Below are 19,681 nucleotides of genomic sequence, written 5' to 3' on the forward strand. Positions count from 1 at the left end.
ACGGCAGCTGTCTGGGGCGCACCGGACGTTCCAGCGGCCGGCCGAATGCGATGGCGAATGACGGGTTGTGGCCGGAAGGGGACCGTTGTGCGCGCATCAGAGGTCCAGACGTTTGAGCTCATCCGGATCGTCGCCCATCGCCTTACATACGTCGCGCATAAATTCCGCGCTCACCGTTTCCCACTCCGGTGAGCCGAACTCAACGTCTTCGGGATTTTTCCTGCCTCTCGCCCGACGCATGATGCGCACTGTTGACGTTAGGGCAGCTATCTCCTGGAAAAGCGGATGCTCGCGGCCAATACGACGATGTTTATCCATGATTTATATCCCGCTAGGCTCACGAATACTTTAGACGATTCGTGACATAAGGCAAATGGGACAGCGCCGCTGACGCTCGGTACGAGACTTCCACGCTCTCCGTTCACCTCCCGTTGTGACGGTCGCTTATTGTCGATGTGGCCCACGTATGTTGTTGCCGCGGGCCGCGATCTGCATATGGCGCGTCATGAGAGCCGGGAGCGTCTCAGTGTCAACGGCACTCAGGAATTGATACAGTTTCTGCCGGCATCGGCACTTCAGATTTGATACACCGGGTTGTAGTGTTATTGCCGTGCCGAGCGCAATCCGTTGGCGGCGTTCTCCTTTGTCGTAGTAGATCTCTTCATAACCAGTCCGGCGCGTCGCTTGTCGCGTAGTCGATAGCTCTCGCCCTGAATTGCCACGACGTGAGCGTGATGCAATAGCCGGTCGAGCATGGCAGCTGTGAGCGTGGCATCATCGGCGAATGTCTGGTCCCACTGCCCGAACGGAGGGTTGCTGGTCACGATCAGACTGCCGCGCTCGTATCGTTTGGCGATCACCTGGAAGAACAGGTTGGCCTGCTCACGGCTCATCGGCAAGTACCCGATCTCATCAATGATCAACAGCCGGTACGGATTGACGAACCGTTTTAGCGCGTCTCCCAGCTGATTCTGTCGATGTGCCGTGGTCAATATCATCAGCAGGTCTGCTGCCGTGATGAAGCGCACCTTGATCCCTGCTTGCGTTGCTGCATAACCAAGTGCCATTGCGATGTGCGTTTTGCCTGTGCCACTCGGACCAAGTAATACGACGTTCTCGTTTCGCTCCAGAAACGTCAGACTGGCCAGCTCCTGGACCTGAGATCTGGGTACACCGCTGGCTGCGGCGAAGTCGAAACCGTCAAGGGTCTTGATTGTCGGGAAGCCTGCCAGGCGCGCAAACGTCGCGCGCTGCCTGACGAGCCGCGCTGTGTGCTCAGCCTTAAGTACCGATTCGAGAAACTCTGTGAGGTTCACCTCGTCGGCGATCGCCTTTTGCGCCAGGTGTGGCAGCGCGTCCGCGATGGTCGTGAGCTTCAGTTGGGCGCATAGCTGCGCCACGCGTTCGTGTGCGATGTTCATGCCGCAACCCCAATCAGTTGGTCGTACACGGACAGCGAGTGCTGCAGCGGAGACAACCAGTCGTGGAATCGCTCGCGCAACTCTTGTCCGCTCGCCGGTGTCGTTGCTGGCAACAGCGACGGATACGGTGGCGGTACGCTCTGCAAGGCCTTCTGCTCAACAATCAATTGCTCGCCTGGCTTCATCCGGGTCGTTCCATGTATCCGAACATGCGCAACTTCGCGTAGCCAACGCCAGACTTCAGTGTTGGCGGTCGTCACGTCCAGTTCGATGTCGGCCGCCTTGAACTGAGCGGCCAGCGGAACGTAAAAACTGCGGCGCAAATATCCGTTCATCCGTTCGACCTTGCCTTTGGTCTTCGCACGATAGGGCCGACAAAGCTCGGGCTTAAACCCGTAGTGCCGGGCGAAGTCGAGAAACCCCGGCTGGAAGCGGTGCTGCTTTGGACCATATGCATCCCGCTCGATGACCACGGTCTTCATGTTGTCGAAAAACGCACGGCGCGGCACACCGCCGAACCAGTTAAAACAGTTGACGTGACACCTGAGCAAAGTATCGAGTCGCATGTCGGAAACGAATTCGACGTAGGTCGCGCGGCTATAGCCGAGAGTGGCCACGAATGCGAACAGATTCGCTCCTTTGCGCCGGCGGAACTCGACCCAGTCGACCTGCATCTGATCGCCCGCGGCAGTCTCGAATCGCACCAAAGGATCGGGCACCGGTACAGGCCGCAATGTCGCAACGAACTTGCGCACGATTCTCTCGCCGCCATCGAATCCCTGCGACTGGATCTCGCGCCACAGAACTGTCGCTGGAATCCAGTCCGGTGCCGCTGACGCAATCCGTTCCCGAAGATAGCCTTCGAACGGTTTCAGTATCGACTCGCGCGGAGTCGCCGCGGGCCGAAATGTTGGCGCGTCCTGCGTCGCCAGATACTTCCTCACCGTGTTGACCGAGCAGCCAACCTCACAAGCAATGGCACGCAGGCTCTTCCCCTGCTTGTGCAATATCCTGATCTGCATGTATCCCTCGTACGAGATCATCGCCGCTCAAAGCGGCCATTATCCCTTCGTCGAGGTGTATCAATTCCTCAGTGCCGACGGTGTATCAATTTACAGGTGCCGATGACATCAGCTCGACTTACCGGGCAGAAACGCTATCACTGACGTGTGGCATCACCGGACATGGACATGCCTTCTGGACGTAGTCGTCGAGCAGGACCACTCGTGCCGCAGCGATGGTGGCGGAACAGACGCTGCCAGCACGGACAGCGCAGGCGCTCAAAAAAAATGTCCCCGGCGCGCCAGGTTGAGGCCGTCTCCACTATGGTCCAGCAGGACAACCTCACCGGCGATTTCGCTCGCGCACTGCTGGCAGCGACGCCCGCGAGCATGCGTGTAGATGCTGCGCATGGCCACGTTTCACATCCTGATTGTGTGCGTCGACTGGGTCGCATTGTGCAAAGACTCACCGCACTACAGCAGGATGCGGAATGCTTGCGGTCTCGCCATGACGGGAACCTGCTACTTCTGACACTTGCCGCGGGTTGGGCCAGAGGATGGGTTCGCGACGCCGTCATCGCGCAATGGCTTAAGTCGCGCCGACCCGATTACGCTGCGGTGCTGGAGCGAGTTGTACAGGACGCGGACCACGCGATTGCGCAGGGTCGCCGCATGAAGCTTGCCTACGAAGTAGCCGGCGGCACGGCAGCTGTCGCGCGTCGAAGCAAAGGACGCAAAAGAAGGTGTCTGTAGGCGGTCGAAACTTGCTTCAGAAATAGCCCGAATCGACGAGGTGTGTGAGGCAGTGCTGGTAGATTTCCCGCGCTATGGCTGAGCGGAAGTCGAGCCGCAGGTTTTCGCAAAAGAGCGCCGGGACGGATTTGGGCGTCACGGCCGGTTGCAATGTCTTCTCGAGACGTCGGGCGATATCCACTGCCTGGGCCGACAGCATCACCCGCTGCATGACGTCGGCGCCTCCCCCGTTGGTTTTCAGCCAGAGCCGCGTTGACTCGACGACATGCGCGGCCGACAGCCATTCGCCTGTCATCTGCCGTGCAAGCAGATGCGCTGCGACGAGATAGGCAAGCAGTTCCGCGCGTGCATGCAGGTCAAGGTTAATCGGGTTGTTCACTGTTTTGCAAAAGCCCAAAGTACGGTTGAACGGAGTCAGGCGGCCAGCCGGTGATCTGGCAAGCCGCCACGCGTGAAGACGCATTCGTGGCCTTCGATCGTCTCGTCGAGCTCTATTCGGCCAAATATCCCAAGGCGACCGGGAAGCTGACAGGCGATCGCGATGAACTGCTGGCCTTCTACGACTTTCCTGCCCGAGCACTGGCAGCATCTGCGAACCACAAACCCCATCGAGTCGACGTTCGCGACCGTGCGGCACGAACCACCCGCACACGCAATTGCGTTTCCCGCGCGACGTTCCTCGGTCTGGCATTCAACATCCGAAACACCAGATTTGACAGTAACTCCAAGACGCCGCCATGCTGATGTTCTGCATGTCCGTGGCGATCTGGGTCGCGTGCTTCGCGATGGAACTGCGAGAAGACGCAACACGGCCGCGCCAGGATAGCCGCGGGAGGGCTGGCCGTTCAACAGGAGGATTGCAATGAACTCCCGACCGATAGTATCGAGGCCAGGCCGCACGCTCGCGGTTTGGTCCCCGGAAGACAAGGCGTTCTGGGAACGTGAAGGCGAAGCGATCGCGAGGCTCAATCTGTGGATCTCGGTCCCCGCGCTGTTCCTCGCGTTCGCCATCTGGCAGGTGTGGAGCGTCGTTGTGGTGAACTTGCCGACGCTCGGCTTCGGGGTAGAGATATTTCGGGAATTGTCGTGTTTTGTCGTCGGCGTATGCGCGCCCGCTAAGTATATTGAGGCCAGATCAACACGGCATTACGCGGTCGTCGAGCAGCGCGAGGGTCGGCCATTCGGGTGGAGGCCTGGTCAATCGAAATGGCGAGACGGGGGTGATCAGGTAGTCGTTTGCGACGGGCGCCGTCGAAGGTTTGATTCACGTCTCATACGTGGGGGGCTGGTGAACGTCAACTCTGGCACCATCACACAGTCGTATGCGACCGGCCCTGTGACCTACAACCCGAACTACTGTGGGCACTTCGGCGGGAACGCCTGTCTGGAAGGTCCGGGGGCGCTGGTGGGCTGGAACCTGGGCACCGGCAAGATCACGCAATCATTTGCGACAGGCACGATCATTCAGGACCTCGCGCCGACTGGCGGCCAGCTGCCTGCCGGCATCGCGAACAACAACGAGGGCTTGATCGGCCGCGACGTCTACTGGGACACGCAGACGACGGGCGCGACAGGCGGCGCGGCGCAGGGTAACGCGGTGCCTGTCTCGCAAGGGCTGACCTCGCCGCAGATGGGTTCGACGGCCAGCTTCGGGCCGACATGGGACTTCGGCGCGAACGGCGTGTGGGCAATGCCCACCGGCGCGACGCATCCCGTGTTGCGCTGGCAACTGGCGCAATGAACGCGCGCCCAGAGCACGAGCGAGCACGCGTGAAGGTCGGGGCCCATCTCCGGCCTTCCTAGCCCCGGCAATGTCACCGTCAGACGGCGCGGCGACCGACGCAGAAGTTTGCTCAGCGCTGCGTGCAGCAGACGGCCATCAGGAGTCGGTCGGGTTTCGAGCGGTGAGCGACCGTTTTCCTGCCCGATAAAGACGTTGATGAATTGCTGGTAACACTCCTTCCCACCGTAAAGAGTATCGTAGCTTCCAACGTCAGCGAAATCTGGCGGTCGTACGGCCCGCCCGTGGGCGGTAGGCAGGTTCAGCGACAAACACTGGTATATACGCACCACGACTGTTATCAACTGACGAGCTATGGAATCCTGCAAGCTCGGTTCCTGAACCGAGCATCGAGAGTGCGACGGATAGCGCGAAAAAGCGCATTTCCCGCGAGGGACCCGACCTAGCCCCGCGAGTGACCGGTAACCCCACGAATCGCTCACGGCTTCGAACGTGAAATGTCGATACCCGAGGCCCGACATCGAGAACCCCACGACCAGTTGGCGGCTGGCATGGCTGTCCTTCGGATTTCTGTTGCGCCGCACGCAACCTCAGATTGCGCAGGCGCGCTATTTTGCAAACGCCCGTCGCCCTCACCTGTGGAAAATATTTCAGACAGGGCTTCGCAAAACCATGAAAGTTGGCCGATACCACATAGATATTAAGAAACGCCGTCTGATGCTTGAAAGCGAAGACATGAATCTAGGCGCCCGGGCATTCGACATCCTTACCCTGATCGTCGCTGCCGGCGGCCGGCTTATTACGCGGGATGAGTTAGTGACGGCGGTATGGAAAGGAGTGGTCGTTGAAGATGGTAATCTCGACGTTCATCTCTGTGTTATCCGTAAGAAGCTGGGCTCTGACCGCAACCTCATTATCACAGTTCCGCGTCGGGGCTACCGTTTTGCAACGGCTGAAAACGGGGCGCTAGACGGCACCACGGCGAGCAAAATTGAACTATCTGCAGGAGCACAGGAGTCTCCTGCTCACTGGGAGATGGCGATTGACCTGTTGCGTGAAATCATGGAAAGCCCGGTTCTGAAACCGCGGAATTCGATACGTAATGGACTTGCACGCGCTAGGGCCGCGCGACCAGTCTCTGCCGCGGGCTCGGCGGCCAGCCGTCTTCGTTGCGTACGTTCGAACTTAACGGCATCTTTGCGACGACAGTTGGGCGTCAAGCAAGCCATGCGACTTCAACATCCGCGGTAGGTGCGGGTGGGGCGCTATGCGATCGACGCTTAGCTGGCGCGGAACCAGGCCGAGGCAAGCGTCATGCGCTATGAGCGCTTACGCATGGTCGCGACGGATAACTCGCAGACGGTATGGCCTCAATCGGCTGCGAAGCCGTCGTTCACCATCCCTAGTCGAGCGTCGGCAATGGGTCGGGCTGCGTCAGCCCGCTCTTCAATTTCATCGCCGGAAAGCGGCCGGTGGAATCTCGCGGCCCGGGACCGGACAGTCGTTAGCGCGCACTTCCGACCCGGAGCTGCCTTTCGACGCATGGCGGCCGAACGGCCGGTTGCTGGAGTACAACAGACGCTAGCTATTCCTGGCGCTTGACTCAACGGCGGATTCACTGACTACCCGTGCGCCATTGAGTATTCCGCACGGATCGAGCAGCGCTTTCAGCTTGAGCATCAGATCGGTCTCTGCGGCAGAACGGCTCAGATGCAGAAACTCCTGCTTGACTACCCCAATGCCGTGCTCGGCGGAAATGCATCCGCCGGCGGTCCGCACCTCTTCATAGACGAGTTGCTCGACCTCGTGAAGCGCCGCGGTGTCGGCATACGGACCCGACAGCAGATGCAGGTTGCCGTCGCCGAGATGGCCGAAGAATAGATGCGTCTGGCCCGGGAAACGCGACGTCAACCTCGTCTTCATCGTGGCGACGAAGTGGTCCATCACGATCATCGGCAAGCCCACGTCGAACGCCGCGTGGGGTTTCAGGCGGCCCAGCAATTCGCCCACGGTTTCGCGATACGCCCAGAGCTGCCGCCCGTGGTCAAGGGAATGTGCGACGATCACGTCGTCCACGATTTCGTTTTCCAGCGCGTATTCAAGCGCCTCTTCGAGCGCGCGGCGCTCGCTTTCCTCGGAGGCGCCCAACGTCTCGACAATCACATACACAGGTGAACGCGTGGCGAACGGCGCCTTGAGTGCGCCGGTCTCCATCGCCGCGATCATGAAGTCGTCCCACATCAATTCGAACGACGACAGTGCCGGCAATCGGCGCCGCAGCTCCTGCAGCAGGCGAGTCGCGGCTTCGAACGAACCGAGCGCGCACAGCGCCGTATTCGACACCGTGGGCTTCGGTTCGAGTTTCAATACGAGCCGGGTGATCACGCCGAGAATGCCTTCGGAGCCGATGAACAGCTGCTTCAGATCGATGCCGGTCGTGTTCTTGGTGACCTTGTTCATCATCGTGAGCATGGTGCCGTCCGCGAGCGCGACTTCCATGCCAAGGATCAGATCGCGCATCACGCCGAAGCGCACGACGCGATTGCCGCCCGCGTTGGTCGCCGCATTGCCGCCGACCTGACACGAACCGCGCGCGCCCAGGTCAAGGGGAAAGAACCAGCCTTCCGCTTCGACGTGCGTCTGCAGTTGCTCGAGCGCAAGCCCCGCCTGAACTGTAATCGTGCCGCCAACGCGGTCGAACTCTTCGATGGCGTTCATTCTGGCGAGCGAGATCGCCACTTCGCCGGCTTGTGGTGTGGCGCCACCCGCGAGACCGGTCAGGCCGCCTTGCACGACGACCTTCTGCCGGAGCTTCGAAAGTACGCCGAGCGCCTTCGCCACTTCGGCTGGCGCGCGAGGCATTAGCACCAGTTGCGGGCGCCGCTTTTCGGCGTCGCTCCAGTCGCCGGCGTGTGCATCCAGCACGCCGGCATCGAGCGACGCGCACTGTTCGCCCAGTTGCTCGATGACTGTCCGTTGCAAGTCCGTCAAATCGTGGTTGTGCTGAGTCATGGTTCGATCAGCCTTTTTCCGCGACGCGGCCGATCTGTCCGCCGAAGCGCCTTAGGCCCAATCCGGCCATTATCGCGATCACAGCAACGCCGGTCAGAAACAATCCCGGAGCCGCCGCTGAACCTGTCTTGTGCAATAGCTGGGTCACGACGAGCGGCGTGATGCCTGTGAAGATTACGGTAGCAAGGTTGAGCGACAATGCGATGCCGCTGAAGCGCACGTTGGTCGGAAACAGATCGGCCAGCAAATACGCGTACGAACCGTTGACCAGGCCGCCGACAAGACCTATCACGATGAACGCAAAGATTGGATCGATTTCATGCGCGGCAATCAGCCGGTAAAACGGATAGCTGCCGAACAGCATGAGAAGCGAGCCGACGCGATGCCAATGGCGCGATGCCACGCGATCGCCGATCCACGCGAAAAACAGCAGCGACGCCGACATGGTCGCGATCCCGATGTTCTGCCCGGCGCTCGCGAGACCCGGCGAGATATGCAGCACCGTTGTCATGTACGACGGCAGCACCACGAACAGCAGACTGTTCGACGCATTCACGATACCGGCCACCCCAACGCCCACCGCCACCTGCTTCGGATACTCCGTCAGCACCATGCGAAACGGCCGCTTGACCTTATGGCTGCGCAAGCGTTGAAACTCCGTCGATTCCTCGAGCGAGGTGCGCAACCAGTACGATACGAGCCCGATCACGCCGCCGAAGATAAACGCGATTCGCCAGCCGAACGAGAGCACGGCTTCGGCGCTCAACCCCGCATGCAACGCAAGGCTGATCAGCGTGGCCGTCAGCACACCCGAGTTCAGACTGAAGATGACGAGGCCGCTAACGAGGCTCGCGCGTTGCGGGATTTCCTCGACCACATAGGTGATCGAACACGGCAGTTCGCCCGCGAGGAAAAACCCTTGCGCGAGGCGCAGCAGAATCAACAGTACCGGCGCGATTACGCCGATGGACGCGTACCCCGGAATCAGGCCGATGCCGATGGTTGACGCCGACATAGCCAGCACGGAGACGAGAAACACCAGCCGCCGCCCGAAGCGGTCGCCGAGACTGCTGAGCACGATGCCGCCGAGCGGACGCGACACGTAGCCGATCGCGAACACACCGAAGGTGCTGATCAACGAGGCGATCGGGTCTGCGGCCGGAAAGAACTGCCGAGCGATTTCACGGGCAAACACGCCATAGATGATGAAGTCGTAGATCTCCAGCGAGCCGCCGAGACTCGCCAGAATGACCGTTTTCCATCGGGTTTGGCGCGCGGGCTCATGCGCCGTCGCTGCCAGTTGTGCTGAGGCCATCGCGTTGTCTCCATCGAATTATTTGTCTCGGTGTTGCACCGGCCGTCGAGCCGGACGCTTATTCGACCGGCACGGGCGTCGCCGCCGGCGTGCCGGTTCGCAGAGCCGCCTCGCGTCCGCCGAATGCCTCGATCAAACGTTCCTGATCGGCTTTCGCGAGCCGGTCCACGCCTTCGGGATCGAGCAGTTCGCGCAGACGCCGCTCGAACAGCGACACGACGCCGGCATATTCCGGCGAGCCCGCGAGATCATGTAACTCCTGCGGATCGCGGCGCAAATCGAACAGTTCAGGCGGCAAGCCGACGTAATGGTGGTACTTGTAGTCGGCATCCGCGAGCATGTAGGCCGCTGCTTCCGAGCCGACCGCATGGTACTCGCTGAACGCGAGCCGCGCGGTTTGGTCCGGCGCATTGGCCAGCTTCGCCAGCGACTCGCCGGGGCTTGCGTTGGTGGGCGCAGCGCAACCGGTTCGCTCCAGAATCGTGTTCTGAATGTCGATCAGCGATACCGGCGTTTCACACACGCGGCCTTTGGGGATGCCCGGCCCCGCGATGATCATCGGCACGCCCGTCGACTCGCGGTACATCAGACACTTGTTCCACATGCCGCGCTTGCCGAGGTTGTCGCCGTGATCGCTGCTATAGATGATGGTGGTCGTTTCATCGAGACCATTTGCCTTGAGCGCCGCGAGAATCTTGCCGACCTGGGCGTCGAGGAACGTGACCAGCGCGAAATAGCAGGCAATCGCAAGGCGGCGCCGTTCGTCGCTACCGATCGCAGCGTCATGATCCATGTGGATCGCCTGCCGCTCGACCCACGGGTGCCGCACATAACCGCTCGATGGATGCAGCAGCGGCAACTCGATGGAGCCGGGATCGTAGAGATCGAGATATTGCTGGGGCACCACCAGCGGGAAATGCGGCGCGACGAGGCCGGCGAACAACACCCACGGCTTCGTCTCGTCACCGCGCTCGCCGAGCCATTCGACGGCCGTATCGGCCACACGCATGTCGAAGCGGTTGTAGTTCGACAGGCCTGCGCCGATCTTGTCGTAGAGCGGTGAGCGTCCGATGGTTTGCGGCAGCGGATTGCGCACCGAGCCCCAGACCTGGCCGATCCCGTCGAGGATGTGCACGGGATGATGCTGATGACGGAACCCGACGGGCGACTCCTCGTTCCTGTAATGCAATTTACCGATCGAGTCGGTCACCATGCCGCGCGCCGTAAGGTATTGCGCCCAGCCCGGCGTGCTGCCGTCGTACGCAATAGCGTTGTCCCAGCAACCGATGTCATGCACAGAACGTCCCGTCGCGAGGCTTGCGCGCGCCGGGACGCAGATCGGCGACGGCGTATAAGCGTTGCGAAAGCGCGTGCCGCGGGCAGCAAGCGCATCCAGATTGGGCGTGTGAATGAACGGGTGGCCGGCGCATCCCAGCAGGTCGTGCTGATGTTCGTCCGACAGAATGAACAGTACGTTCGTGGCAGTCATGGTGAGCGTTTCACGGCGCGCTGTGGGTGCGGCTGTCTCCTGACACCAATCATGGTACGCAACCGCATGACGAGCAATTGACATTTTGTCGAAAGCGCATAACCATCAGTTATTCGTCATGGGGAGCGTCGTGGACCCGATCGAGCGGTTTTTTCAGGCCGGACTGAAACTGAGCCACCTCAGGCTGCTGACCTTGTTCGACAGTCTTGGGCAGATCCGGTTGGTTGCCGAGAAGCTGAATGTGACGCAGCCCGCCATATCGAAACAGCTTGCCGAACTCGAGGCGGGCCTCGGGGTGTCCGTTATGACGCGGGTCGGCAACCGGCTTCAGTTGACGGCCGTCGGCGAGACGCTCACGAGGCACGCGCGAGAGGTGTTCCATCAACTGGAGCAGGCACGCTACGAAGTAGACACGCTCACTAGTGGCCTTTCCGGCAAAATTTCGGTGGGTGCGGTCGCCACCGTGTTACCGGTGTTTGCCCCTGAGTTGATACTTGAATTGAAGCGACGCGCGCCGCACGTCAACGTTGCGTTGCACGAAGCGACGAGCGACCGGCTCTTTCCCCTGCTCGCGAACGGCTCACTCGATTTCGTGTTGAGCCGGACAGAGCCAGTCGGATTCGGCAAGAGCGAATTCGCGTCACGCGCGATCATGGACGATCCGATAGTGGTGGTGTGCGGGCGAGATCATCCGCTGGCGAGCCGCAGAAACGTCGTACCGGAAGACCTTGCCGGTTCGCCCTGGATCCTGCCGCCGAAGGAGGCTCCGACCTACCTCGCTTTGCAAAGTTGGCTGGCCGTGTCGGGGCTCGCGTTTCCCGATGGCTGTGTGCAGTCTATTTCGTTGCCGACCAACGAGGCGATGCTGGCGAACTATCCGTTTCTCGCGTTGATGCCGCTGGCCGTCGCGCGCAAGCGAGCGGGCCGTGCCGGTCTCGCCATCCTCGCGCTGCCTGGCTCCAGCTTTCTCGAGACCGTGCAATTGTTCTATAGCACTTCGTCCGTGAATTCCGTGCTGCCGGCGGCGCTGGAATGCGTCGGCGCGGTTCAGGAGCGACTATGCCGGTCGTTAGCTGATTGAGCTGAGCCGGTCCTATGGCGGGGTGGGAAAGACGGCTTACGAGTCGAAAGCGGCCGCACTAAAGTCGGGTTCGAGAGGCCGTTCTTGGCCGAGTTCGGAAACTCGAACCCAGGACATCGATTTGTTACGTGAGATTCAACCCACCATCCGATAGCAGAATTTCTCCAGTTAGATAGTCTGAAGCGACCAGCATCGCGACCGCCTGTGCAATGTCTTGGGGACTAGCTGACCGCCGCATTGGGGCTCTTGTTTTCCAAAGCTCCTGCGCCTGCGTCCAGTCTGCGGTCAATGGTGTATCCACTAGCCCGGGGGCAACAGCATTCACCCGGATATCGGGCGCAAGTGATAGCGCCAGCAGGCGAGTCATGTGGTTCAGTGCAGCCTTCGTGGCCGCATAAGGGATTGACGCACCCTTTGGCCGGACACCCGCATGCGAGCTGATATTGATCACGCTACCGGGGCGGCCCCGTTGAGCGGCATCGCGTAATGCAGTTTCCGCTTCGGCTATCAAGCGAAACGGAGCAACCACATTGACTTCATGCAGGTCCGACCACACAGTTGGCGTGGCCGCAGCCAAATCCGCATGTGGGATAACACGGCTGATTCCCGCATTGTTAACTAGAACGTCGAGTCGCCCCCACGCGGCGACAGCCTCGCGGATAAGCCGTACCCTTTCCGCATCGTCGGTTAAGTCGGCCTGTACGTAAATTGCCGAGCCGAGTTCACGAGCCAACGCTTGCCCTATCTCCACCGAACTACGCGAATGCAAGACGACTGAGAAGCCATCGCTTGCGAGCCGCCGAGCGATGGCGGCACCAATGCCGGAAGTCGAGCCGGTGATAAGCGCGACAGGGGATGCAGTTTTCATGGTTGTCAACGTCGATGAGGGCGCGATCTGGTGTTCGTTCGCCGATTGTCGACGATGTAGGCGCCTATGTCGAACGTCTCAAATTGGCCGGGTGCTGTCCGATGCACATGACATATCCCGTGATTCGCGCCTCGACCGCGGTGACCGGCGGCACGCGTTAAGCGTTGTTCGACGTCTGCCCATGTCTGCGGACGCGTGAGTCTGCGACGGCGTATGTGGGCAGGCGTTGGACAACGCTCGAGGGAGGAAACCGCGGAGTGTACCGACGCGGCTATGGGGATTGGAGTGGTCGCGCGGCGCGGTTGATCACACGTTGATGGGCGCAAGCCGGGGCTGGCCTGATGCGCGTGTGATAGCGATGCTGTCGCACAGCGCATCTGTCGCGATTCTCCACAGGCGGCAGCCTCTGCCGGGCGAGATGCATACGAGGGCGTCTCCTGTTGGCGCTCGTTGCCGAAGAGCCGACAGTTGGACTGAAGATGCCTGGTCATTCTGGTTCACGCCTTACCTCTGGAGCCAGGTGGCGCGCGAATCGGGTGGCTGCGCAGCAGGATATCGAGGATGACCATCGGTGCGCCGCAGTGCCGGCAGACGAATGGCGGTGCCGTTGTGCTGTCTGATGCGTCGTTACTGGCGATAGTGGTTGCCGGAGCTTGCAACAGCGCACGTATTGTCGCGAGGTTGTGCCGCCGCACCGGGTTGGCGAGCAGACCGTAATGACGGATGCGGTGCAAGCCCTCGGGCAGCACGTGCAGGAGGAAGCGCCGCATGAACTCGTGGGGCGCAAGCGTCATCGTCTTGTGGCGTGTGCAGCCGCTGGCCCGATAGTCCTTCCAGCGGAAGGTCACGCCGCGCTCGTCGAGCGCGATGAGTCGCTGGTTGGAGATGGCTACGCGATGTGTATAGCACGACAGATACGCAAGCACAGCATCTGGTCCTGCGAACGGCCGCTTCGCATACACCACCCATTCGCATGCGCGCAGCGGCGCGAGCCACCGCGCGAACGCAGCGGGATCGGCAAGTGCGGCGTAATCACCGAAGAACCGCAGCTTGTCCTGGCGATATGCGTGGGTGAGCTCTTCCAGGAAACGCCGCCGGAACAGCCGCGAGAGCACGCGTACTGGCAGGAAGAAGCCGGGCCGGCATGCGACCCACCGCTCGCCATCACACGCGAGGCCTCCACCGGGAACGATGCCGTGCACGTGAGGATGGTGGCTGTCGCCGCAAGCTGCATTCTGGCGCCGGTGCTCGCGTGCGGGCCGAACGCCGCGCAAGCCCAGTCGCTCAAGACGTATGACGTCAAGCTGGATGAGACGACGGTCTGCGGTATTTCGTCCGGCGCTTACATGGCGGTGCAATTTGCCGTTGCGTATTCGTCAATCGTGAAGGGCGTCGATGCCACGGCAGGCGGCCCGTACTTCTGCGCGGGAACATTCTTGAACCGCGACCTCACGATCAGAAGAGTGGTAGCTCATTGCATGCAGGGCGATCCGAGTTATCCGGTTATTCCGATCACGTCCGCTGATGCAGCCAGCTTTATCCGTCACGTGCAAACGCTCTCCATAAGAGACGACATCGATCCCCGTCGAGAATCTCGCGCGTCAGAGAATCTGGATTTGCCACGGCTGTAACGACGGCCTCGTGAAGAAACCCGTGACCGACGCTCTCCCGCGCCGATAGAAACACGGGTTATGTCGCGCTCGAATGCTGCGATCGCCATACACGTTCCGCGCATACGCGGTCGCTCGCTCATTGCGTCGTGCGCTACCGGCTCTTGGACCACTTGGACAGAGAGAAAGGAGCGCAAGGAGCGCTTCTCGCGCCAAACCATCTTGTTCGCGAACGCGGCCCTTACTTTGCCGCCGCATGAATCTCAGCAATGTAGCCGCCCGGGAACTGGACAATGGCAGACGTCCGCTGATCCGACGTCACCGGCTGCACAAGCACCGAAGCTCCCGCAGCCTTTGCTTTCTTCAGCGTGCCGTCAAGGTCCTTCACATCGTACCCGGTCATTTCGTGCCCATATGGGTAAGGCAGACGGCCGTCCGTGACCAGCACGGTCATATTCCAAGCTATACGCTCTACGACGCGGCATTGCACTACGACACTCGCGACTGGCGGCTCGCACTGGATGTGGCGAACGTATTCGACCGCCGTTACGTGAGCGGTTGCCAGTCGTATGCAGTGTGCGTGTTCGGCAACGAGCGGACCGTGCTGGCCAGTGCGAAATACAACTGGTGATGGCGATGTGAGCGTCACGCCTGCGATGCCGTGTATGATGCGTGCCATCCTATTTTGCCTTGCCAGAAGCCATGCCGAGAAAAGCACCAACGGCCGGGACAGCATCGAAAAGCGAGCCGCAAGACAACGAAAAGCTTGTCACGCGCCGTCTCGCTCCCGAGGTGCGGGAACGCCAGATCGTGTTGAAAGCCGTTGAGCACTTCGCGACCCACGGCTTTTCGGGCAGCACGCGCGAACTCGCGCGCCAATTAGGCGTGACCCAACCGCTTTTGTACCGCTACTTTCCCAGCAAGGAAGCGTTGATCGACCGCGTGTACGAAGAGGTCTATCAATGGGATATGAGTTGGGAAGCGCTCATCAGAGACCGCACGGTTCCGATTCAGGAGCGCATGGTCAGGTTCTACTCGTCGTATTCGACCGTGATCTTGCGGCGGGAGTGGATTCGCATCTTCATCTTCGCCGGCTTGACGCGCGAAGGCATCAACTCCAAATATCTCGCGCGCTTGCGTGAGCGTGTGTTCTTGCCGGTTATGGCGGAGATCCGTTCCGCGTACAACCTTCCCGCGCCTGCGGGCGCGAAGCAGCGCGAAATGGATCTCGAACTGATCTGGAGTCTGCACGCGAGCATCTTCTATCTCGGCGTGCGCAAGTGGATCTACGGCCTGCCCGTCACTCACGACGTCGACGATCACATTGCCCGCCAGGTCGACGCATTCCTTCATGGCGTGCCGGCGGCGCTGGAGCACGCGTCGCCGCAAACGGCACGCGCCAAACCTGGCTCCAGGCTGTGACATCGAGCGGTAACTCTCCCCTTCTCCAAGGGTAAACACCTGCGCTACGGGGCTTTTCTCCGCGACATCGCTTCGCCTACAATTTATCAACCGATCACTAATCGGTCGATAAATTAAGTTTGCGGAGTCGCACATGCCCATTGCAAAGCTTGCTCACTACTCGATCCGCACCGCGGATCTGGCGCGATCGTGCCGCTTTTACGAACGAGTGCTCGGTTTTCGGCAAGGCTATCGGCCGCCTTTCGGCTTTCCGGGCGCCTGGCTTTACAAGGGCGGCGATGAAGCCGAGTTCGGCACCGTCCATCTGATTGGCGTCGACGCGGATAACCCGGCGGGGCTCAACGCCTATCTCGGCGACAAGGCGCTGCCTGCAAGCGGAACCGGCACGGTCGATCACATTGCCTTTCTCGCCACGGGCGTCGAGGCAATGTGGAGCATGCTGAAGGCAGAAGGCATCGTCTGGCGCGATCGCACAGTGCCGTCTCTCGGTCTGCATCAGGTGTTCATCGAGGACCCGTCCGGCGTGACCATCGAGCTCAACTATCCCGTTGAAGAAATCAGCCGCCTCGGCGAAGCCCGAGCGGCCCTCGCGCAAGACTCGCCCCCCCTGGAGAACGGTCATGACTCACACTTCTTCCCGCTTGCGGGCGATCATCGTTGGCGGCTCGCTGGGCGGGCTCTTCGCGGCCAATCTGCTGGTTCGCCACGGCTGGCACGTCGACGTATTTGAGCGTGTTCCAGACGAACTCGCGGGACGCGGAGCCGGCATTGTTACGCATCCCGAACTATTTGATGCGATGACTGCCGCGGGAATCGCCTGCGACGATTCGATCGGCGTCAAAGTCGAGTCGCGCGTGACGTTCGCGCAAAGCGGCGCCGTGCTGTCCGAGCGCCGTCTGCCGCAGACGCTGACCGCGTGGGCCAAGATGCATCACGTGCTGCGCACCGCGCTGCCGGACGTGCACTACCACGCTGGCGGCCTCGTCGCCTCGGTGGAGGACGGCCCGCTTCAGGCGACGGTCGTGCTCGCCGACGGTTCTGTGATGCACGCCGACCTCGTGATTGCCGCCGACGGTTTCAAGTCGTCGATCCGCGAGCGTCTACTGCCCGACGCCAGGCTGCAGTACGCCGGTTACGTGGCGTGGCGCGGTCTCGTCGACGAAGCGTCGCTATCGCCTGAAACAAGGGACGCGCTATTCGACAAGTTCGCCTTCTGCCTGCCGCCTCGCGAGCAGATTCTCGGTTATCCGGTTGCGGGCCGGAACAACAGCACCGCGCGAGGCGAACGCCGCTACAACTTCGTCTGGTATCGCGCAACCAGCGAGGACAAAGAGTTGCCGAACCTGTTGACCGATGCAACGGGCAAGCACTGGGCAGGCGGTATTCCGCCGACGTTGATTCGGCGTGAAGTGCTCGCGGACATGGAAGAAGCGGCGCTCGCGCTACTCGCCCCGCAATTCGGCGAGGTCGTGACAAAAGCAGCCCAACCGCTATTCCAGCCGATCTTCGATCTCGAGGTGCCGCACATGGCGTTCGGCCGCATAGCGTTGCTCGGCGACGCCGCGTTCGTCGCGCGCCCGCATTGCGGCATGGGCGTGACCAAGGCGGCGAGCGACGCGATGGCACTCGTCAAGGCGCTGAACACGCACGACAGTGTGCGCGACGCACTTGCCGACTACAGCCGGGAGCGCACCGAAGCAGGCTCGGCGATCGTTCAGCATGCGCGGCATCTCGGCGCCTACATGCAGGCGCAATTGAAGAACGATCAGGACCGTGAAATGGCGGAGCGTTATCGCACACCCGAGGCGGTGATGCGAGAGACGGCCGTGCCAGCGCGCTTCTGACAATCCGTTGCCGCAGCGGTGACCGCAATAGCTGGCCACCGCATCGAAAAACCCTTCTGAAGGAGATAAAAGTGGAACAAGGCGCGCCAACTTACTCGATCGACGCGCGGCAACTCGCCGCGGATCCGCCGCTCACCCTCCATCCGCTGCTGAGCGATCCGCGCTTTCGTGCGCTCGTGCATAAGCGCCGCAGGTTCTCGTGGACGCTCACTATCCTGATGCTGGCTGTGTACTTCGCCTTCATTCTCGCGCTCGCTTTCGCACCGGCGCTGCTTGGCCATCCGATTGCGCACGGCTATCCGATGACGTGGGGAATTCCGGCCGGCTTCGGCATGTTCGTTTTCACATTCGGACTGGTCGCGGTCTACGTCGCGCGCGCCAACACCTTCCATGACCGCGCGGCAAACGAAATCCGCCAGGGAGCACGGCAATGAAGCGCATTTCCATGCTGTGCGATCGACGAGTCGCGAAGCCGCTTTGTGCCCTCGTCACGGTCGCTGCCATCAGCGCATTCGCGGCTCTGCCCGCAGCAGCAGCCGGCACAACAGTGCCTGTCCGCTCGCATAATCCGATCGCCATCGGCATGTTTCTGCTGTTTGTCGCGTCGACGCTGTTCATTACGCGCTGGGCCGCGAGAAGAAACAACAGTGTCTCCGATCACTATGCGGCGGGCGGCAAGATCACAGCCTTCCAGAACGGCTGGGCGATCGCCGGCGACTATATGTCGGCGGCGTCGCTGCTCGGCATTTCAGCACTTGTTTTCATGAGCGGCTATGACGGGCTCATCTATTCAGTCGGTTTTCTGGCGAGCTGGCCGGTCATTCTCTTTCTGATCGCGGAGCCGCTGCGCAACCTCGGCCGCTACACGCTCGCGGATGTGGTGTCGTACCGTCTGCAGCAGCGGCCGATTCGCGCGTTCGCCGCATCGAGCTCCATCGTCATCGTGCTGCTCTATCTCGTCTCGCAGATGGTCGGCGCCGGCAAGCTCGTCGAACTCCTGTTCGGCTTCAACTACACGGCAGCCGTCGTGATGGTCGGCGTATTGATGGTGGTGTACGTGTTCTTCGGCGGCATGCTCGCGACCACGTGGATTCAGATCATCAAGGCGGTGCTGCTGCTGGCGGGAGCCGCGTTCATGGCATTCATGGTGCTGAACCGCTTCGGCTTCAGCATAAACGCGCTGTTCTCGCAGGCGATCCTCGCGCATCCGGAACATGCTGCGATCATGAGCCCGGGCGGTCTCGTATCCGATCCGATCTCGGCGGTGTCGCTCGGACTCGCGCTGATTTTCGGCACGGCCGGATTGCCGCACATCCTCATGCGCTTCTTCACGGTCAGCGACGCCAAAGCGGCCCGCAAGAGCATCCTCTACGCAACGGGGATCGTGGGAATCGGCTACGCGCTGATCATCGTCATCGGCTTCGGCACGATTGCACTGGTGGCGACCGATCCGCAATACCACAGCGCGTCGGGCGCGGTAATCGGCGGCGTCAACATGGTGGCGATCCATCTCGCGCACGCGGTGGGCGGCAATCTGTTTCTCGGCTTCATTTGCGCAGTCGCGTTCTCGACCATTCTCGCCGTCGTCGCGGGCTTGACGCTCGCCGGCTCATCGGCGGTTTCACACGATCTGTATGCGAACGTCATACGCAGGGGCGCGGCCAGCGATCGCGAAGAACTGAAAGTATCGCGCATCACCACGCTCGTGCTCGGCGTACTGTCGATCCTGCTCGGTATCGCATTCGAGAAACAGAACATTGCGTTCATCGTGAGCTTGACGTTCTCGATAGCGGCCAGCTCCAATTTCCCCGTGCTGCTGCTGTCGATCTACTGGCGCGGTCTGACGACCCGCGGCGCGGTGATCGGCGGCTCGCTCGGCCTCGTCTGTGCGGTGACGCTCACCGTGCTGAGCCCCACTGTGTGGGTCCAGGTACTCGGCCATGCGCAGGCGATCTATCCGTATGAATACCCTGCGCTCTTTTCGATGATCGTCGCGTTCGCCGGCGTGGTGTTTTTCTCGGTCACCGACAATTCGCCGCGCGCCTCGCGCGAACGCGCGCTTTACCCCAATCAGTTGGTCGACTGCGAACTCGGCATGGCGAAGCGCCGCTGATTGCGGGCACT

17 protein-coding genes and 5 pseudogenes are annotated in these 19,681 nt (G+C 61.2%); 12 read left to right on the forward strand and 10 right to left on the reverse strand.

The annotated features are described in order from the left end of the window. Positions 1-96 precede the first annotated feature (96 nt). From AB6809_RS34235 to AB6809_RS34250, 4 genes are all read right to left on the reverse strand, one after another. Positions 97-318 (reverse strand): hypothetical protein, encoded by a 222-nt coding sequence (locus AB6809_RS34235; protein ID WP_029972094.1) that lies wholly within the window; start codon positions 316-318, stop codon positions 97-99. 284 nt (positions 319-602) lie between these two features. Beyond that, complete coding sequence (gene istB, locus AB6809_RS34240; protein ID WP_371028304.1) at positions 603-1,421, reverse strand: IS21-like element helper ATPase IstB; 819 nt, start codon at positions 1,419-1,421, stop codon at positions 603-605. After that, on the reverse strand, positions 1,418-2,443 hold the full coding sequence (gene istA / locus AB6809_RS34245) for an IS21 family transposase (RefSeq protein ID WP_371028305.1): 1,026 nt from the start codon (positions 2,441-2,443) through the stop codon (positions 1,418-1,420). The genes istB and istA overlap by 4 nt, the downstream gene beginning before the upstream one ends. A gap of 748 nt (positions 2,444-3,191) precedes the next feature. Next, complete coding sequence (locus AB6809_RS34250; RefSeq protein ID WP_371028306.1) at positions 3,192-3,638, reverse strand: hypothetical protein; 447 nt, start codon at positions 3,636-3,638, stop codon at positions 3,192-3,194. Here AB6809_RS34250 and AB6809_RS34255 point away from each other — a divergent pair. From AB6809_RS34255 to AB6809_RS34270, 4 genes and pseudogenes are all read left to right on the forward strand, one after another. Next, positions 3,608-3,874, forward strand: a pseudogene (locus AB6809_RS34255) (transposase); the annotation flags it as partial. The gene AB6809_RS34250 and the pseudogene AB6809_RS34255 overlap by 31 nt on opposite strands. A gap of 163 nt (positions 3,875-4,037) precedes the next feature. After that, a pseudogene (locus AB6809_RS34260) lies at positions 4,038-4,235 on the forward strand (nitrate/nitrite transporter); the annotation flags it as partial. A gap of 228 nt (positions 4,236-4,463) precedes the next feature. After that, entirely contained in the window at positions 4,464-4,916 is a 453-nt protein-coding gene (locus AB6809_RS34265) for a GLUG motif-containing protein (protein ID WP_371028321.1), read from the forward strand. A 573-nt stretch (positions 4,917-5,489) separates the two neighbouring features. Continuing rightward, positions 5,490-6,167: a transcriptional regulator gene (locus AB6809_RS34270; RefSeq protein ID WP_371028307.1), complete on the forward strand. Its 678-nt coding sequence runs from the start codon at positions 5,490-5,492 to the stop codon at positions 6,165-6,167. 330 nt (positions 6,168-6,497) lie between these two features. On the opposite strand, the gene AB6809_RS34275 is transcribed toward AB6809_RS34270, so the two are convergent. The 3 genes from AB6809_RS34275 to AB6809_RS34285 are packed head-to-tail and all read right to left on the reverse strand — an operon-like array spanning position 6,498 to position 10,732. Beyond that, a complete protein-coding gene (locus AB6809_RS34275) occupies positions 6,498-7,928 on the reverse strand; it encodes an FAD-binding oxidoreductase (RefSeq protein ID WP_371028308.1) in 1,431 nt (476 codons plus the stop codon). A 7-nt stretch (positions 7,929-7,935) separates the two neighbouring features. After that, on the reverse strand, positions 7,936-9,243 hold the full coding sequence (locus AB6809_RS34280; protein ID WP_371028309.1) for an MFS transporter: 1,308 nt from the start codon (positions 9,241-9,243) through the stop codon (positions 7,936-7,938). A gap of 58 nt (positions 9,244-9,301) precedes the next feature. After that, a complete protein-coding gene (locus AB6809_RS34285) occupies positions 9,302-10,732 on the reverse strand; it encodes a sulfatase-like hydrolase/transferase (RefSeq protein WP_307252018.1) in 1,431 nt (476 codons plus the stop codon). A 130-nt stretch (positions 10,733-10,862) separates the two neighbouring features. Between AB6809_RS34285 and AB6809_RS34290 the strand changes: the two genes are divergently transcribed. Beyond that, entirely contained in the window at positions 10,863-11,813 is a 951-nt protein-coding gene (locus tag AB6809_RS34290; RefSeq protein ID WP_307252015.1) for a LysR family transcriptional regulator, read from the forward strand. Between the two features lie 124 nt (positions 11,814-11,937). On the opposite strand, the gene AB6809_RS34295 is transcribed toward AB6809_RS34290, so the two are convergent. Continuing rightward, positions 11,938-12,681: an SDR family NAD(P)-dependent oxidoreductase gene (locus AB6809_RS34295; protein ID WP_307252013.1), complete on the reverse strand. Its 744-nt coding sequence runs from the start codon at positions 12,679-12,681 to the stop codon at positions 11,938-11,940. Positions 12,682-13,178: 497 nt separating this feature from the next. After that, positions 13,179-13,898: pseudogene (locus AB6809_RS34300) on the reverse strand (transposase); the annotation flags it as partial. Between AB6809_RS34300 and AB6809_RS34305 the strand changes: the two are divergent. Further along, the gene (locus AB6809_RS34305; RefSeq protein WP_371028322.1) at positions 13,890-14,312 is read left to right on the forward strand and encodes a hypothetical protein; all 423 of its coding nucleotides are present in this window, start codon (positions 13,890-13,892) and stop codon (positions 14,310-14,312) included. The pseudogene AB6809_RS34300 and the gene AB6809_RS34305 sit on opposite strands and share 9 nt — an antisense overlap. Before the next feature lie 220 nt (positions 14,313-14,532). Here AB6809_RS34305 and AB6809_RS34310 read toward each other — a convergent pair. After that, positions 14,533-14,745, reverse strand: a pseudogene (locus tag AB6809_RS34310) (glyoxalase); the annotation flags it as partial. Positions 14,746-14,775: 30 nt separating this feature from the next. Between AB6809_RS34310 and AB6809_RS34315 the strand changes: the two are divergent. The 6 genes and pseudogenes from AB6809_RS34315 to AB6809_RS34340 all read left to right on the forward strand — a co-directional run bounded on the left by AB6809_RS34315 (position 14,776) and on the right by AB6809_RS34340 (position 19,670). Continuing rightward, positions 14,776-14,922, forward strand: coding sequence for a hypothetical protein (locus AB6809_RS34315; RefSeq protein ID WP_310029522.1), 147 nt, complete (start codon positions 14,776-14,778; stop codon positions 14,920-14,922). 71 nt (positions 14,923-14,993) lie between these two features. After that, the gene (locus AB6809_RS34320; RefSeq protein ID WP_371028310.1) at positions 14,994-15,713 is read left to right on the forward strand and encodes a TetR/AcrR family transcriptional regulator; all 720 of its coding nucleotides are present in this window, start codon (positions 14,994-14,996) and stop codon (positions 15,711-15,713) included. A 133-nt stretch (positions 15,714-15,846) separates the two neighbouring features. Then, a pseudogene (locus AB6809_RS34325) lies at positions 15,847-16,281 on the forward strand (VOC family protein); the annotation flags it as partial. A 52-nt stretch (positions 16,282-16,333) separates the two neighbouring features. Next, positions 16,334-17,557 carry an FAD binding domain-containing protein gene (locus tag AB6809_RS34330; protein ID WP_371028311.1) on the forward strand — a complete coding sequence of 408 codons (1,224 nt, stop codon included), beginning with the start codon at positions 16,334-16,336 and terminating at the stop codon, positions 17,555-17,557. 71 nt (positions 17,558-17,628) lie between these two features. Continuing rightward, positions 17,629-17,991, forward strand: coding sequence for a DUF485 domain-containing protein (locus AB6809_RS34335; RefSeq protein WP_371028312.1), 363 nt, complete (start codon positions 17,629-17,631; stop codon positions 17,989-17,991). Then, positions 17,988-19,670, forward strand: a complete 1,683-nt coding sequence (locus AB6809_RS34340) for a cation acetate symporter (RefSeq protein WP_371028313.1) — start codon at positions 17,988-17,990, stop codon at positions 19,668-19,670. The genes AB6809_RS34335 and AB6809_RS34340 overlap by 4 nt, the downstream gene beginning before the upstream one ends. The last annotated feature ends 11 nt before the right edge of the window (positions 19,671-19,681 follow it).

It is taken from the genome of Paraburkholderia sp. RCC_158, assembly GCF_041355255.1.
Taxonomy (GTDB): domain Bacteria; phylum Pseudomonadota; class Gammaproteobacteria; order Burkholderiales; family Burkholderiaceae; genus Paraburkholderia; species Paraburkholderia graminis.